Raw genomic sequence first — 14,966 nt, 5'->3', positions numbered from 1 at the left:
CATCTTTTTTCAACAACAAGAAAAGACATACCTATTAAAGTATGTCTTTGTCTAGCTAAATAATGACTGCTGATTTGATGCCAATTGGCCATTCAGTAAGCGTGTGTTGATTTGTCTTTAACTCGACAAGAATATTGGCGTTTTTGATTGCATCAATGAGCCATTCACAATAATGACGATTTGGTTCAGGATGTTGTAAAATTTGCTGCATATCTTTTTTATCAACATGTAACAGCTTGTAGTTGCATTCAATGTTTACTTTTTGAGGAATAATGGAAAGAGACTCGTTTTGATGACCAAGTGCAATAGAACCAGGAATACACCCTTGAATTCTTAAAATATAGGTGCTGGCTTCTTGTGTGTAGACGTCGATTTTGGTGCGTGTTAAAAGTTCAAATTCTATCGGCATATCTTGAAGAGGGCCGTTCGTTGTAGAAATTGAAATGACTTTAATCGATAATGCCTCGAATGCAGATGAGATACAATGATCAAATTCTGTAATTGTATCAAGTAATTGCATGGATTCCACTCCTTGTTAAGAACTTGATTTTCTTGATGCAGACAATAATGGGGAACGTCTGCGAATTGTGATAAATTTTAGACTATTCTAATTATAATACAATTTATTACAAAATATGAATGCAAAAGCAATGATTTTTTGTTAAAAACAAGAAACTTGTGGATTTTTTTAGTAAATAACAGAAATGAAAATTAGAATAATGAGGTGAGAAAAATGACAAAAAGAAAGCGTCATGTCATTAAACATGACAATATTGTTGTTTTTCCAGGCGCTGTCCAAACTTTAATACGTGAAGGGCATATGTTTGCTGAAAATTTTCAGTATGAAAAAGCGGTGGCAAGTTTTGAAAAGGCATTTGCATACGAAGCTGGAGATGAGTTTGCTCTTAGTGCCTATGCTTTTGCTTTGTATGAATTAAAGGACTATAGCAAGGCAAAAAATGTTTGTGAGCAATTATTTTCGGTGGGTACAACACTTTATGTAGAAGTCATGGAATTGTACATTACCGTATGCATGCAGTTAAAAGAATATCATCAAGTAGAGTCATTAATTACAACCCTACTTGAAGAAAATGTTTTGCCTCAGGATCAAATTGAAAAATTTGAGCGATTAAAAAATTTGAATAGTGAAGTGTCTAAGAATCTAGAAAAAAAAGAAAATGCACAACGTTTAATAGAGGAACAGGAGTATGATCTTGAGAAATTTTGTGCACTTACTCCAAATGAACAATCCATTCGCTTACATCGTCTTATGGATACAAATGTAAGACAATTAAAAGAGGCATTAAAAGCGATCATTGAATGTTCAACGGTTCATCCTTTTGTCCAGAGCTTAGCATTAATATTATTAGTGGAACAAGAAGTAGCTATTGATGTTACAATAGCCAAATTCAACCAAACAAAAACCGTTAATCCGACTGAGCTAGTATTGCCTAACCAGTTACCGCAGTATGGAGAAATAAAAAATATATTGGAAATGAAGCTAGAACAAGACCCATCTACGTTGGAAATGGTACAATATTTAATGGCAAAGCATGCCATTGTAACGTATCCTTTTGAATGGCAACCGTTCGAAGCAGATGATGTTGCCTATAGTTATATTGATTTTGTCTTAGCCATGCTAGGAAATGTACAAGAAATGGACTATGAAATCATCGACTTTTTACAAATGTTAGAAAAGCTAACAGAACTACATTAGGTATGAAATAAGTTGAAACTATACACATCTATGTTATACTAAAATGGTTGTCAAAATCGTAGTTACGAATGAATTGTCTAACATCTAAACTTGATTATTTATTTTGGAGGTATTTATACATGTCAGCAAAATGGGAAAAACAAGAAGGTAATATCGGTACTCTTACAATCGAAGTACCTGCTGCAGAAATCGATGCAGCAATGGACCAAGCGTTCAAAAAAGTTGTAAAACAAATTAACGTACCAGGTTTCCGTAAAGGTAAAATGCCTCGTAAAATGTTTGAACAACGTTTTGGTATCGAATCTCTATACCAAGATGCATTAGAAATCATCGTTCCTGAATCTTATGCAAAAGCAATTGATGAAGCTGGAATTATGCCAGTTGATTACCCAGAAATCGCTGGTACAGAAAACTTTGTACACGGCCAAGATTTCACATTCACTGCACAAGTAACAGTGAAACCAGAACCAAAGCTAGGTGACTACAAAGGTTTAGAAGTATCTAAACTGCCAGTAGAAGTAACGGATGAAGAAGTAGATGCTCAAATTCAAGATCAATTAGCTCGCAAAGCAGAACTTGAAATCAAAGAAGACGAAGCAATCGTAGAAGGTGATACAGCTGTGATCGACTTCGAAGGTTTCGTAGGTGAAGAAGCTTTTGAAGGTGGAAAAGGCGAAGACTATCCACTAGAAATCGGTTCAGGTTCATTCATTCCAGGTTTTGAAGAGCAACTTGTTGGTGTTAAAACTGGCGAATCTAAAGATGTTGTTGTGACATTCCCAGAAGAATACCATGCAGCTGAATTAGCTGGTAAAGAAGCTACTTTCAAAGTAACAGTGAAAGAAGTAAAAACAAAAGTTCTTCCTGAGTTAAATGATGAATTCGCAAAAGAATTAGATCCAGAAGTTGAAGGCGTTGAAGCTTTACGCGCTAAAATTAAAGAACAAACTGCAGCTCAAAAGGCAACAGAATCAGATGCTGCTCTTCGTGATGAACTAGTAGAGAAAGCTGCTGAAAATGCTGAGTTTGAAGTGCCAGCAGGTATGATTAACTCTGAAACTGATCGTATGTTACAAGAATTTGGTCAACGTTTACAAATGCAAGGTATGAACTTAGACCTTTACTACCAATTCTCTGGTCAATCAGAAGAAGACCTACGTGGTCAAATGAAAGAAGAAGCAGAAAGCCGTGTACGTGTTTCATTAACACTTGAAGCGATTGCTGAAGCTGAAAAAATTGAAGCATCTGAAGCTGATATTGAAGCAGAATTAGAAAAAATGGCTGCTCAATTCAACATGACAAATGATCAAATCACAAGTGCTTTAGGTGGTACAGCAGTACTTGAAAACGACATCAAAATCCAAAAAACAGTTGAATTTTTAGTAGAAAACGCTAAAATTACTGAATAAGATTTTGTGTAATTAGATAGCCCAAAAAAACAAGGTACGGCATGAATCCGTGCCTTGTTTTATCACATAAACTCTTAAAAATCAGTCCCCTTAACGTTTATTTCACTTTATACTTCACTTATACATAGTATTGTTTTAGTTTTTATCTTCATTCAGCAGATGTTTTTGTATCCAAAGCATAACGTCAGGTACAAATGACGCCCATCTCACATAGATGGTGAACTGTATGCCTTTTTAACCTTTTTAGTGTGTGTTTAAACCACGACTGAATGAAGATAGAGCCTGCTGGCAGGTGTCAAGGATTTGGATTGATGTCCAGACGCTATTTGAGTCAAGGCGAAATTGATACGATGCTAAACTTAACTTCATTCAGAGAGGTCATAATAAATAAAACTTATTTTTTGAGTGATATATACCCTTGGTTGATGAATGTAGTAGATTTATAAATAGAGATCAGTAGTTTGTAGTGTGTCGGAAGTAAATAAATGTAACTTTATAGCAGTATAAGGTGGCGAAGTAAGCAGGTTTCGATAGCATGCTTCGTAAGGCAAATGAAGTAAAGTACATGACGATACGTTATAATCTATACATGCATAAATGCTGAGGCGTAAATGATGCAGACAATTTATTTGATAAAGGTTCAATAATCTTGTAAGATTGTTGCTTGAATAGGGGTGAAACATATTGTTCAAATTTAATGATGAAAAAGGCAATTTAAAATGCTCATTTTGTGGAAAGCCACAAGAACAAGTGCGTAAATTAGTTGCAGGTCCGGGTGTTTATATTTGTGATGAATGTATCGAGCTTTGTTCAGAGATCGTTGTAGAGGAACTAGGTGTAGAGGAGGAAATTGAATTCCAAGATATTCCGAAACCTAAAGAAATCTTAACGATTCTAGATGAGTATGTAATTGGACAAGAGCGTGCTAAAAAGGCATTGGCAGTCGCAGTTTACAATCACTATAAACGTATCAATACGAATAGTAAAATTGATGATATTGAATTAGCAAAATCGAACATTGTGTTAATCGGCCCAACTGGTAGCGGTAAAACTTTATTAGCTCAAACGTTAGCACGTATTTTAAATGTTCCATTCGCAATTGCGGATGCTACCTCCTTAACTGAAGCAGGTTATGTTGGTGAGGACGTTGAAAATATTTTATTAAAGTTAATCCAATCAGCTGATTACGATATCGAACGCGCTGAAAAAGGGATTATCTATATTGATGAAATTGACAAAGTTGCACGTAAGTCAGAGAATCCATCTATTACACGAGATGTTTCTGGCGAAGGTGTTCAGCAGGCACTCCTAAAGATTCTGGAAGGAACAGTTGCAAGCGTTCCACCGCAAGGAGGACGAAAACATCCTCATCAAGAATTTTTACAAATCGATACAACTAATATTCTTTTCATTGTGGGTGGTGCATTTGATGGCATTGAAACCATCATTAAACGACGTCAGGGTGAAAAAGTAATAGGATTCGGTTCAGATCCGAATATAGTAGATGTAGATGAAGGTTCTATCATGTCCAAGCTGATTCCTGAGGATTTATTGAAATTTGGTTTAATACCAGAGTTCATTGGTCGATTACCTGTACTTGCGAGTCTGGAGCAATTAAACGAAGCTGCACTAGTACAAATTTTAACAGAGCCGAAAAATGCACTAGCCAAGCAATATCAAAAAATGCTTGAATTAGATGGTGTTGAGCTTGAATTTGATGAAGGTGCTCTTGTGGAAATTGCTAAGGAAGCGATTGAACGTAAAACAGGTGCGCGTGGTCTTCGTTCAATTATTGAGTCAACAATGCTTGATGTAATGTACGAATTGCCTTCACGTGAAGACGTAAAAAAATGTATCATTACAGCAAAAACAATTACGGATAAAGAAAAACCGAAATTGCTTCTTGAAGATGGCACTGAACTCGATGAAGGTAGCGACACTAAAACTTCAGCATAATGAATAGACGTGGCTGTCTACCGTTGTGAGATAGAGAGTAATTAGCTGACTTCGATTGTGCAATGTTCGCACATATCGACAGTCAGCTTTTTATTCATTCCTACATAAAAGCCAGCTGTAACTTGAAGAAATTTTTGGCTCGCTTCAATAACTAGTGTGAATCAACTTTTTAAACACATACTAGTAGCGCGGGATGTTAACATGAAAATTTTGACGGAGGTGAATGCCCGCATGGTGACAATACAAAAAACAACAAATGTACCATTATTGCCTTTGCGTGGACTTTTAGTATTCCCATCGATGGTGTTACATATTGATGTGGGTAGAAATCGTTCTGTAGCGGCGCTTGAGCAGGCAATGTTAGAGGACCAAATGATTTTATTGGTGACACAAAAAGAAATGCACGATGAACAGCCTGAAGAGCAAGATTTGTATTCAGTTGGTACAATTGCTTATGTCAAACAAATGCTAAAATTACCAAACGGCACGTTACGTATCCTTGTAGAAGGAGTTGCTCGTGCAACGTGGGAAAACTATCGTGCATTAGAGAAGTATACAGTTGTGGATATTGATATTAAAGAGGAGTCAACAGAAAAAGATGTAGAAACGCAAGCATTGATGCGTACATTGTTGACGTATTTTGAAAAATATGCAAAATCCTCCAATAAAATTACGACTGAGACGATCAATACTGTAACAGATATTGAAGAGCCTGGCCGTTTAGCAGATATTATTGCTTCTCATTTGCCATTTAAAATGGCTGACAAGCAAGAAGTATTGGAAATGCTTAGCGTTAAAAAACGACTAGATCATTTAATTATTCGCTTGCATGATGAACAGGAAGTATTGGATCTAGAAAAGAAAATTAATTCCAAAGTAAAGCAATCAATGGAACGCACGCAAAAAGAATATTATTTACGTGAGCAAATGAAAGCTATCCAAACGGAGCTGGGCGATCGCGAAGGGAAAACTGGAGAAGTTGCGGAATTACGTAAGCGTATCGACGAAGCGGGTATGCCTGAATCAACAAAAGAAGCGGCACTGAAAGAATTAGATCGCTATGAAAAAATACCTGGAGCTAGTGCAGAGAGCGGTGTTATTCGCAATTATATTGATTGGCTTATCTCATTACCATGGACAACTGCTACAGAGGATCGCATGAATATTGCGCATGCTGAAAATATTTTAAACCGAGATCATGATGGATTAGAAAAAGTCAAAGAACGTGTTTTGGAATATTTAGCAGTACGTCAGCTGAAAAATTCACTGCGAGGACCTATTTTATGCTTAGCAGGACCTCCAGGAGTAGGTAAAACATCATTAGCTCGCTCCATTGCGGAAAGCTTAGATCGTAAGTTTATTCGTATTTCGTTAGGTGGTGTGCGGGATGAATCGGAAATTCGTGGTCATCGACGTACGTATGTTGGTGCAATGCCAGGACGTATTATTCAAGGAATGAAAAAAGCAGGTACCGTTAATCCAGTATTTTTATTAGATGAAATCGATAAAATGTCTAATGATTTTAGAGGTGACCCTGCAGCAGCCATGCTTGAAGTCTTAGATCCTGCACAAAACAATACATTTAGTGATCATTATATTGAGGAACCATATGATTTATCAAATGTGTTATTTATTGCCACTGCCAATGACTTAAGTAGTATCCCTGGACCATTATTAGATCGTATGGAAGTAATTTCTATTGCAGGTTATACTGAAATTGAAAAATCTCAAATTACGAAAAATCATCTGATACCAAAGCAGCTTAAAGAACATGGTTTGAAAAAAACACAAGTAGTAATTAAAGATGAAGCTGTCATTGATATTATTCGTTATTATACACGGGAAGCAGGAGTTCGCGGTTTAGAACGACAAATCGCTACGCTTTGCCGTAAAATCGCCAAAATAATAGTATCTGGTGAGAAAAAACGAGTAACGGTTAACTCAAAATCGTTACAAGATTTACTGGGTAAACATCGTTTCCGTTATGGTCAGGCTGAAAAGGAAAATCAAGTAGGTGTAGCAACTGGACTTGCATATACAACAGTTGGTGGAGATACATTACAAATCGAAGTATCATTAACACCAGGTAAAGGGAAGTTACAGCTCACTGGTAAGCTTGGTGAAGTAATGAAGGAATCTGCTCAAACAGCATTATCCTATGTTCGCACGAAGATGGAGCACCTCAATGTGGATGCCGAATTTTTTGATACACATGATATTCATATCCATGTGCCAGAGGGTGCTGTGCCTAAAGATGGGCCATCAGCTGGTATTACAATGGCAACAGCTATCGTTTCTGCTATTTTACATCGCCCGATTCGCCGCGAAGTAGGTATGACAGGTGAAATTACCTTACGTGGCCGTGTATTACCTATCGGAGGCTTAAAAGAAAAAACACTAAGTGCTCACCGTGCAGGCTTAACGACGATTATTTGTCCAAAGGATAATGAACGTGATATAGAGGATATTCCTGACAGTGTACGCGAGCAACTAACATTTAAACTAGTGACATCGGCTGATGAAGTATTAGCCTATGCACTGGACGGAGGTTTTTAGAAAAATGAAAGTCCATAATGTCGAAATGGTCATTAGTGCGGTACGACCAGACCAATATCCAGAAGATGGACTGCCAGAATTTGCATTAGCTGGTCGTTCGAATGTAGGGAAGTCTTCCTTCATTAATCGAATGATCGGACGTAAAGCTTTAGCACGTATTTCATCTAAGCCTGGTAAAACACAAACCCTTAACTTTTATAAAATTGAAGAGCAGTTATTTTTTGTGGATGTTCCGGGTTATGGCTATGCAAAGGTTTCTAAATCTGAGCGTGAGGCATGGGGAAAAATGATTGAGCGCTATTTTACAGGGCGCCAGGAGTTAAAAGCAGTCGTACAAATTATTGATTTGCGTCATCCTCCAACAGCTGATGATCGCATGATGTATGATTTTTTAAAGCATTACAATATTCCTTGCATTGTTATTGCGACGAAGGCAGATAAGATTCCAAAAGGTAAATGGGATAAACATAAGAAAATTGTCAAAGAGACATTGGAGATGGAAAAAAGTGATCCACTTATTGTCTTCTCTTCCGAAACGGGTCTTGGCTTTGAGGAAGTTTGGAAAACAATCGAAAATAAAATGTAATAATAAACATCTATTGTGTCTAAGGCGTTAGGACAATAGATGTTTTTGTATTTTCAATAGGGGGATGTGCAGAAAATTAGGGAAAATACTTGATGATGAAACTATTTGTCCGATAAATTAGATAGGAGGTGGACTAAATGGATATCGCAGCTTTATCGATGGCAATGAATCAAGCAACACTTATGCAAAATGTATCTTTAGCTGTTACGAAACAGGCAATGGAGATGCAACAGCAAAATACAGAACAGTTAGTTGAAATGTTAGATGCTCCACATCCAACAGCCGGACATACAATTGATATTCAAGTATGAAGCAGGCAAGGTAGCTTGAAGTTAAAAGCTACCTCAACTTTTTTCATTAGAAATAAATTCAAAAAGGCCTAAAATGTAACTTTTCGAATAAGAAAAACTACCAATAATACGATATACTAATAATTAGTAAGGAGGCAGGTTTTTTGAAAAAATATTCATACATACTTATGATCGTGTTACTGATGATAGTAGGTTTTTCCTTTAACCAAACTGCTAAAGCAGCCCAATTAGTGACTGGGACCTTTGTCGATGTAACATTTTCAGAATATACAAAGCCAGATGGCACGATAGAAAAGCAGCTTAGTAAAATAACATTGGAAAATGATCGTGGACGAACAGTGACATTCAATATTAATAAAAACACGCGATTATATATTAATAATACGTCAACGACTATTGAGGGCTTTAAGATGGGAATGGAAGTTGAGGCTGAAATTTCTCTCAGAAGTGTTGTTGAACTTCGCGGTACCTCTAATACACCAACAGAAACAAATGTACCATCAACTGGAAGTAGCAACGGTAAAACGATGGCTGGTGTTGTAACGAGTATTGATCCAAATGGATTATTTATTATGGTCAAACCAGATGTTGGTGCAGAAACGACTTATTATTTAAACAAAGAAACCAATTATCAAAAAGGTTCTTCTGCAACGGATATTAGTGCATTATATGTTGGGGATCGAGTTAAATTAAGTTTTAAAAATAAAACCTCCTCAGTCCTATCAAAGGTAGCTATCAGTGAAACAGGTACACTAGTAGAAAACTTATATAAAGGTGAGATACAAGCGGTCAATCCGAATGCCAATAAGCTAACCGTGAAAAATCAACATGCCTTTGTTAACTGGCAATTTGGCTCACAAGCAACAAATGATCTTTCAACAATGCCTTTTACATCTAAAGTACCAATATATGTGGGGAATACGAAAGTCGAGAAAGGTCAGCTGAAAAATTATATAGGCAGCGAAGCATACTATGCGACCGTTAAACAATTCGGTAAGGAAGTAATCGAGAAAATCGTCGTATTGAAAAATAACGAACGAACATATTACGAACCCATGCTGTCTGTAGATACAGATTACCAACTACTGAAACTGAAAACAGCAGGTACCATGTACTTCCATAATGGAACTATTTTAATTCGAAATGGACGTTTAATTGAACCTACTGGTCTAATGGCATATGGTACTGCTTTTGTCGTAGCTGATGGTGCTACGCGCGATCATTATGCACAAGTAATACAAGTAACAAGTGATAGCTTCATGTCACCTAATCTAGCTGGCCATGAATTATATTATGGACGCTTATCTCAAGCTGATGGATATGTAATTGAAATTGACGATGCTATGAAGATTGAGTCAAATGTATTCAAAAAAGCAGATCGTACGGTATTGTCGGTTAGTAATTCCACAAAAGCGATGGTAGATGATGGCAATAAAACCTATAGTGTCATGCCTGATATTGAACTTTACTTATCTGAGGGCGACTATGGATATTTCTATGTGAAGGAAGGCCATGTACAAGCTCTTCATATTTTAGACAATGCTAAACCTGTTGCGCCTCTAATGCTTGCAGGGAAGCTACAGTCTGTGAAATCTACGTATCCTGCTGTGATTAATGTCAAGAGTGTTAGCCAATGGCAGAATGGTCGTTGGTATGAAGCAGGTGAGATGGTTAATATGAATATTGACCAAGCGACACTGATAAAAGCAGGTAAGGTGATTCAAGCTTCTGACTTACAGCCATCTGATCGATTAGTAGTATTATCAGATCGATTTGTGAAAGCTCATTTTATTTTGGTAGATTAGCAAAAATATTTTACTAAAAAATCTGCGAGTCTAATGCGAATAGTATTTGCAAAAGAGCGATGTTTCTTATCTAAAAAAGAGGAAGGTTACTTCGCATAAGCTATATTGTGCATACTTTCGCTAGACGAGCAGATTTTTTAGTAGTATTAGAACAAGCTTCATTCTGCACGCCATGCACAGTGAAAGAGAGGAAAAGTGAATGCAAAAAAAATTATTTAAAATTATGTTCATCGTTCTTGCTATTTTTTTGATTGGAACTACTATTCCGTTCAATGCATCAGCCGCTTCATTAGAAACAACGGGTGCTGTAAAAAACGAGTATACATATGAAGAAGCCGTGTTCCTGTCAGGGACACCTGTTATTTTTAAAGGGACAAGTAAAGATATTAAAATTGCACAAAAAGAATCAAAAGGTAAATTAACTGAAACGTATAGTATGAAGTTAACAGCAAGCAATGGTGCTACATTGACAAGAAATATTGCCTACGAATCAGATGTAGTGGATTATGCAGTTCTTGGTCAAAAAACATCCAATGGTGAAGTAAAGAAATACACTGAAAAAATTACAATTGGTGCTATTACGTATTCATTAGTTGATTATCAATTTTCACAAGGAACAGTTACTGATAATCGTGCAGCCTCAGATTATTACTCAGGAAATATTATTTCTAGGAAAACCTATGCTTTTGAAACAGGAAAAGGGAAAAATGCTGTTCAAAACACAGTTACAATTGAAACAGATAGTCGACATGCAGGCTATGAGAACTTCTGGGGTGCGACTGAAACTCAAATCACAGAGTCTGTTTATTCTTATAGTGATGGCAAGACAAGCCATGTGAAAAATCGTTTATCTACAAGTAAATCACGTGTCTTAAATTATGAGGAAAATCTCGGTAGTTTAGGGAGTTTTGAAGGGGGATATGCAGTCGTTAGTGAAAAGGATGTTATTTCTGAATATACATACGACTTATCTTCAGGGCAAAAAGGGACGCTAGATTTAGATACAGAGTACATGCCAACAATTGAACGTCTCATTATTCCTAAATTCAGAGATTTAACAACCCATTACGCGAAAGAAGCAATTGAAAAACTTTATTCTCTAGGTATTTACTCGGATTCAAGTAATTTCTTCTCTCCTAATACGCCAATGAAACGTATTGATTTTACGACGGCTATTGGGAAAGCAGTTGACTTACGTGTGTTTGAAGAAAAGAAATCAAAAAAGACACCTACTACAAGTGTTTTTAAAGATTTGAAGCGTTCTATCAAAGATTACGGCTATATTGAATCAGCATTAAATAAAGGGATCATTAAAGGTGTATCAGCTGACTACTTTAAGCCAGATAATGCGATTACTCGAGCACAGGCCGCAACAATTTTTGTTCGTGCCTTAGGACTTGAAAATAGAGCACCCGATCCTGGCTACTTAACTAGATTTACAGATGATAAACAGATTCCAAATTATGCGAGAGATGGCATCTATATAGCGAATGAACTTGGCTTAATGATTGGTGATTCTGCTGGTCGCTTTAATCCAAATAAACCGTTAACTCGTGCGGAGGCGTCAGTCGTTCTAGAACGATTCTTGAAATATTTGGAAGATGACTTAAAACAAAACTATCGTGATGACATATTGTTCTTTAACTAAAGAAAGGATGGAACAAAAATGACATATGTAAAAAAGGCATTGCTTGCTATGCTGTGCTTCATGCTCCTACTGATGACAGCGACACCCACTGTCACTCAAGCAGCTACAACCATTAGAGATGTTCCAACAAATAGCAATAATTATAAAGCTATTTCCTGGGCGGTCGATAATGACCTGATGTCCTTAAATAGTGCAAGTAACTTTTTACCGAATGAGCAAGTGAAAGATCGTGAGCTTGTCCTGATGTTTGCCAAGCTAGATCGTAACTATGCGTTATCTTATGTAGATAGTGTTGCTTATAATTTCTATAGCGATTTTTATTTACCATTTAACGGCACACATGTGAATACGAATCGAACAAAAGCCGTAACGCGCGGCCAATTTGCCCAAATTTATGCTGCTTTTAAAGGCTTAGATTTAGATGAGCCACAGGCAGTGCAATATTTATATTCAAATGATTTATCTACAAGTTCTACAGGCAAAAAGACATTTGCTAGCTTCAATCCATCTACAAAATTAACACGTGGTGATGTTGCTGAATTCTTATATCGTGCTGTTCAAAATAGCACTTTTGCAGTACAAGGATTAAAACGTAGTCCAGCGGGTCGTGATAATGATAGCATTACGTTACCTCCAGGTTTTATGGGATCTAGTAGTGCTGATTTTGAAGAACCGAAGGATAATTCAAATGATTTTACTGGACCGAACAATGTCAATAATGCACTGCAAAGTATTGTGGTGGAAAAACCTGATTTAATTGCAAATAATGTGGATACAACACTTGTTACGGTGTCTTTAAAGGCTTGTAATGGTGATCCTATCGCAGATGATAAATCCTATTCATTCCGCGTGAAGGCATCCTACGGAAATATTGTTGATACTTCAGGTGAAGCAGTTGATATTGTCCAATCGGATGGTTCAACTGTGTCCGCTATCGTTGTAGCACCAAAATTAACTAAATCGGTACGTGATACCATCACTTTTGAGCTAATTAATAATACAGACCCAGCAATGAAGTGTCTTGTTGGAGAGAAATTAAATGCAGAAGTGCGTTACGCACCACAGCCTGAATTGCGTATTGATTACCAAGTATACGACCCAGGAAATACGGATGATAATGGCAGCGTGATACCTGAATTTCCAAAAAGTGAAGATATCCCAGAGTTCTTTACGCAAAACCTAATTGATGTGTATAGCCCAGTTCCTTTTGACTTTGATGGGGATAGAAAGCTATTTAGTATTGGACAGCAAACAAATGTAACAGATGTTTTAGGAAATGTGCAAAACATCTATTTACGTTACGGTGGATCTGATCCTAAATATCCAGCATTAGGTTATGAAAATGCTATTCTACAATTTGAAAACTATGATATTTCTGTTCACTTATTTGAGGAACTTTTAAAGACGCGTTTCCAAAACTCTGTTACAACTAAAGATAATACAGCTATAACGGAAATCATGTATATGATTGCTGACGATGGTCGTCCTATTTATCGCGTTCAAGGCATTGATGATGATATTGCCTCACAGGTAGAAAACATTAATCCAGTCGGCGCTATTATTCAACTTATGAAAGAGATGCCAGACGAAAAGGATTTAACATTAGAGCATTATGATAGTGTTATGAAGATTTATACGATCTTCACAAACTTAAGTAACTATGACCGTACAGTATTATTAAAATATCAAGGCGGTAAATTACTTGGGCAAGTAGAGGCCTATAAAAAACGAGTAGAGGCATTAAAGGAAAGTGCCGATGCGGCATCAAGACCATCAGGAAAAGATCGTTATACAAAAGTGATGGTGACTTTAGTGCGCCCAGGTGGAGAGCCTATTACGGATTATCAAGGGACAGTCAAAATTAAGTATGATGGAGTGGAAAAAACAGCTTCATTCATTACGAACACTTCAGACCCATTGAATAATACAGGGAATCCAGGTACTGCCGTAGCCTACTTTGATTCAATTATTTATGGAAAATCTAAAGTGGAAGCAATACTTGTCAATCCAATAGACCCACGCTACGCAACATCCTTGAAGGGTTTAAAAGATAAAACAGTAACGAAAGACATTTTTGCTAATCCATACTTCAGTAAAAATTCTTGTTCTTTAGCAACAGAAATTGCCTATGTAGTGGATTATTCCTCTTCCATGAAGGCCGTTGATCCAACAAATTATCGTGGAAAGAAAATGATTGAACTAATCAATCAATTAAAGGCTAAAAATAACATAGTCATTGAAACGAATACAAAAGCAACGGTGCTTGGAGAAGGTACAACAGAAAATGTGCTAAAAAAAGATCTTTATAAAGCATCAAAAGAGAAGGGTGCAACTGATATTTTTGCAGGCATTGATATTGCTTTAACAAAATTCTCGAATGATTCGAAAACATCCAAAGCGATTGTCGTTGTATCTGATGGTAAAACAAGTAAATCAAAAATGACAAAAGTTATAAATGAAGCGAAAAAGCAAGGTGTCAAAGTATACACAGTAAGTATGGGCAAGAAATCACAAGTAAATGATGCCACTTTAATGCAACTATCTTCAGAAACGGGTGGAACGTATTTCCATGCAATTGATAATTTACAATTGCATCAAGTATTCCAGAAGTTAATTGATACAATTTTATGTAAAACGCCAGCTTCAAGCTGTATCAATCCAGAAGATTTATTTGAAGAAACGAGCGTTTCTCTACGAAAAGGCTATATTACAATGAGCGCACGAGTCGATGGTAACTGTCAAAATGTTGCCAAGATGAATGTACGTTTTAATTCGATCAGTGGAGATGTCCAATTTGATTTGCAAAAGCGTAGTGATCATGTTTATATGTTAACGAAAACCGTCCAAACTATGCAGGATTTTAAAGTGAATGATGAGATTGAGTTTATAGCATATGATAAAGATGGAAATATGATTGCATTAAAGACTGTCTCAATAACAAATTAATGAGAGAAAACTGCCTCCGATTGTGGGGCAGT

The 14,966-nt window shown here is 36.6% G+C and carries 10 protein-coding genes; 9 read left to right on the top strand and 1 reads right to left on the bottom strand.

Annotated elements, in window-relative coordinates:
* Nucleotides 1-55: 55 nt before the first annotated feature.
* Nucleotides 56-520, bottom strand: a complete 465-nt coding sequence (locus JTI58_RS01315; RefSeq protein ID WP_205444703.1) for a hypothetical protein — start codon at nt 518-520, stop codon at nt 56-58.
* Between the two features lie 213 nt (nt 521-733).
* Here JTI58_RS01315 and JTI58_RS01310 point away from each other — a divergent pair, with 213 nt between their 5' ends.
* From JTI58_RS01310 to JTI58_RS01270, 9 genes are all read left to right on the top strand, one after another.
* On the top strand, nt 734-1,717 hold the full coding sequence (locus tag JTI58_RS01310) for a tetratricopeptide repeat protein (RefSeq protein ID WP_205444702.1): 984 nt from the start codon (nt 734-736) through the stop codon (nt 1,715-1,717).
* A gap of 119 nt (nt 1,718-1,836) precedes the next feature.
* Nucleotides 1,837-3,126, top strand: a complete 1,290-nt coding sequence (gene tig, locus JTI58_RS01305; protein WP_205444700.1) for a trigger factor — start codon at nt 1,837-1,839, stop codon at nt 3,124-3,126.
* Nucleotides 3,127-3,810: 684 nt separating this feature from the next.
* Entirely contained in the window at nt 3,811-5,082 is a 1,272-nt protein-coding gene (gene clpX / locus JTI58_RS01300; RefSeq protein WP_205444698.1) for an ATP-dependent protease ATP-binding subunit ClpX, read from the top strand.
* A gap of 231 nt (nt 5,083-5,313) precedes the next feature.
* Complete coding sequence (gene lon / locus JTI58_RS01295; protein WP_205447026.1) at nt 5,314-7,638, top strand: endopeptidase La; 2,325 nt, start codon at nt 5,314-5,316, stop codon at nt 7,636-7,638.
* A gap of 4 nt (nt 7,639-7,642) precedes the next feature.
* Nucleotides 7,643-8,224 carry a ribosome biogenesis GTP-binding protein YihA/YsxC gene (yihA, locus tag JTI58_RS01290; RefSeq protein WP_205444696.1) on the top strand — a complete coding sequence of 194 codons (582 nt, stop codon included), beginning with the start codon at nt 7,643-7,645 and terminating at the stop codon, nt 8,222-8,224.
* A gap of 137 nt (nt 8,225-8,361) precedes the next feature.
* Nucleotides 8,362-8,535 (top strand): YjfB family protein, encoded by a 174-nt coding sequence (locus JTI58_RS01285; protein ID WP_081011007.1) that lies wholly within the window; start codon nt 8,362-8,364, stop codon nt 8,533-8,535.
* A 143-nt stretch (nt 8,536-8,678) separates the two neighbouring features.
* On the top strand, nt 8,679-10,340 hold the full coding sequence (locus tag JTI58_RS01280; protein ID WP_205444695.1) for a hypothetical protein: 1,662 nt from the start codon (nt 8,679-8,681) through the stop codon (nt 10,338-10,340).
* Between the two features lie 199 nt (nt 10,341-10,539).
* Nucleotides 10,540-11,988: an S-layer homology domain-containing protein gene (locus tag JTI58_RS01275; protein ID WP_205444693.1), complete on the top strand. Its 1,449-nt coding sequence runs from the start codon at nt 10,540-10,542 to the stop codon at nt 11,986-11,988.
* An 18-nt stretch (nt 11,989-12,006) separates the two neighbouring features.
* Nucleotides 12,007-14,934 carry a vWA domain-containing protein gene (locus JTI58_RS01270; RefSeq protein ID WP_205444692.1) on the top strand — a complete coding sequence of 976 codons (2,928 nt, stop codon included), beginning with the start codon at nt 12,007-12,009 and terminating at the stop codon, nt 14,932-14,934.
* The last annotated feature ends 32 nt before the right edge of the window (nt 14,935-14,966 follow it).

The organism is Lysinibacillus fusiformis (genome assembly GCF_016925635.1).
Taxonomy (GTDB): Bacteria; Bacillota; Bacilli; order Bacillales_A; family Planococcaceae; genus Lysinibacillus; species Lysinibacillus fusiformis_F.
This window is presented reverse-complemented; position numbering and strand designations above follow the sequence as displayed.

What these genes read in the sequence shown, in the direction of transcription:
- JTI58_RS01270 (WP_205444692.1), top strand. Translation starts at nt 12,007, where the DNA reads ATGACATATGTAAAAAAGGCATTGCTTGCTATGCTGTGCTTCATGCTC.
- lon (WP_205447026.1), top strand. Translation starts at nt 5,314, where the DNA reads ATGGTGACAATACAAAAAACAACAAATGTACCATTATTGCCTTTGCGT.
- tig (WP_205444700.1), top strand. Translation starts at nt 1,837, where the DNA reads ATGTCAGCAAAATGGGAAAAACAAGAAGGTAATATCGGTACTCTTACA.
- JTI58_RS01310 (WP_205444702.1), top strand. Translation starts at nt 734, where the DNA reads ATGACAAAAAGAAAGCGTCATGTCATTAAACATGACAATATTGTTGTT.
- JTI58_RS01285 (WP_081011007.1), top strand. Translation starts at nt 8,362, where the DNA reads ATGGATATCGCAGCTTTATCGATGGCAATGAATCAAGCAACACTTATG.
- yihA (WP_205444696.1), top strand. Translation starts at nt 7,643, where the DNA reads ATGAAAGTCCATAATGTCGAAATGGTCATTAGTGCGGTACGACCAGAC.
- JTI58_RS01315 (WP_205444703.1), bottom strand. Translation starts at nt 520, where the DNA reads ATGCAATTACTTGATACAATTACAGAATTTGATCATTGTATCTCATCT.
- JTI58_RS01275 (WP_205444693.1), top strand. Translation starts at nt 10,540, where the DNA reads ATGCAAAAAAAATTATTTAAAATTATGTTCATCGTTCTTGCTATTTTT.